Here is a 1621-nt window from a genome sequence, read left to right on the forward strand (position 1 = left end):
GCGTCGAAGGCCGCTATCTGCGCAGACCAGCGTTGAATCATCCGTTCACGTAGGCCCAGCAATGAGATGTAGTCGGCAGCGCTAATGCTCTTTCCGCGCTGGATCCGGACCGAGACACGAGGGTCGTACTCTCGCTCTTGGCTGGACAGGAGCTCACGGTGCCACTGGAAGGCTTCCGCGGCGACGAGTCCGCCGCCATGAAGGACATTCGGAATATCGGTCAGCACCGGCAACGTCAGTTCGTGCAAGATGGCGCCGGCCGCCGCAAGTTTTCTCAACGCGGCTTCGTATGCGTGCCCGACGGAATCGTCTAGCCCGTCCATGACGTAATTCCGAATGACGCCCAAATGGAGCGTGGAGAATTCGCGTTCGACGAGCGCTGCGGCGGACGCACTAATGACCGAGTACACCCGCGCGCAATCTGCCACTGTCGACGCGAGCGGCCCAATGGAATCGTAGCTGAACGAAAGGGGAAGCACTCCGTCCCGCGGGACCGTAGAAGCCGTTGGTTTCATTCCTACGATGCCGTTCAATGCTGCGGGAATGCGGCACGATCCTCCGGTGTCTGTCCCGATGGCGGCCCAGGCCATTCCTTCGGCGACGGACACAGCTGCGCCGGACGATGACCCACCTGGGATGCGGCGAGCCGGCCGATCCCATACGCTCACCGGTGTTCCATAGTGGGGATTGATGCCCAATCCGCTAAACGCGAACTCGGTCATGTTGGTTTTGCCGATGATCGCCGCGCCGCATTGGCGCAGTCGGGCAACAACGGCTGCGTCGTGCATTGCAGGCTTGGTATCTTTCAGCACGCGCGAACCAGCCAGCGTCTGAGCACCCTTCACATCGAAAAGGTCCTTGACCGATATCGCCACCCCCGCCAGAGGGTGTTGCTCGATGCCCACCTTTTCCAATGCGTCCGCGCTCGCCGCGGACGCGCGAGCTTGTTCGCGGTACACCTGCGTGAACGCAACGGCCCCTTGTCCCGTCGGATCGTCGATCCTCGACAGCATTGCTTCGACGGTTTCAAGCTTGGAGAGTGTTTCCATGACGTCCCTAAGGGAAGAAAGTATTAATGTGGTGCGCCAAGCAGCAATGTGCTTATCCGCTCCTGTTTGACTCGCACCGGACCTACGTGGACCGACGAATGAAACCTCTGACCGGCTGGGACCATTCAGCGCCCATCACAATGCCAAGCCGATAGTTGTGGCCGCATGGCCTTGTCGCACGGGGCATCCGACAAGCCAAGCATTTCGACGCTGCACTTCTGTAGCAACTCTGAGTCGCTCGTCATCGCGCGCTGCAAGCACTCGTCGAGGTAGGCCTTGTCGCTCTGCAAGCGCGACAAGTTGACCCACCAGCCCATGCCGGCCATCAGCCATTTGAAGTCAACCAGATTTAGGAATTGGTCGCGTCCTTCCGCGGCTTTGATGTATGCGGTATTCATAGCTACAACAACTTCTAGTGCCGAGTACCAGGATGAGTCAGAGGATCGTGGCGACTGTTGTCAGCCGTGCCTTGTGCGAGTCTGAAGCGGCCGCGCTCACCAGCCGTGCAAGTACAGGTTTTCGGGAGGCGGCTTGGTTGCGGCGTCAAGGGCGCTCAGGTGCCTGTACCTGCC

2 protein-coding genes are annotated in these 1621 nt (G+C 60.0%); both read right to left on the bottom strand.

Annotated elements, in window-relative coordinates; genetic code table 11:
* Positions 1–1049: amidase (locus tag AC1DOC_RS32890; RefSeq protein WP_478131472.1), on the bottom strand; the 1049-nt coding region annotated here is incomplete at its 3' end.
* A gap of 125 nt (positions 1050–1174) precedes the next feature.
* Positions 1175–1447 (bottom strand): hypothetical protein, encoded by a 273-nt coding sequence (locus tag AC1DOC_RS32895; protein WP_478080749.1) that lies wholly within the window; start codon positions 1445–1447, stop codon positions 1175–1177.
* Positions 1448–1621 lie beyond the last annotated feature (174 nt).

This window comes from Variovorax sp. 01T439_2 (assembly GCF_056398445.1).

Excerpts from the sequence above, each read along its gene's own strand:
- AC1DOC_RS32895 (WP_478080749.1), bottom strand. The coding sequence starts at position 1,447 with ATGAATACCGCATACATCAAAGCCGCGGAAGGACGCGACCAATTCCTA.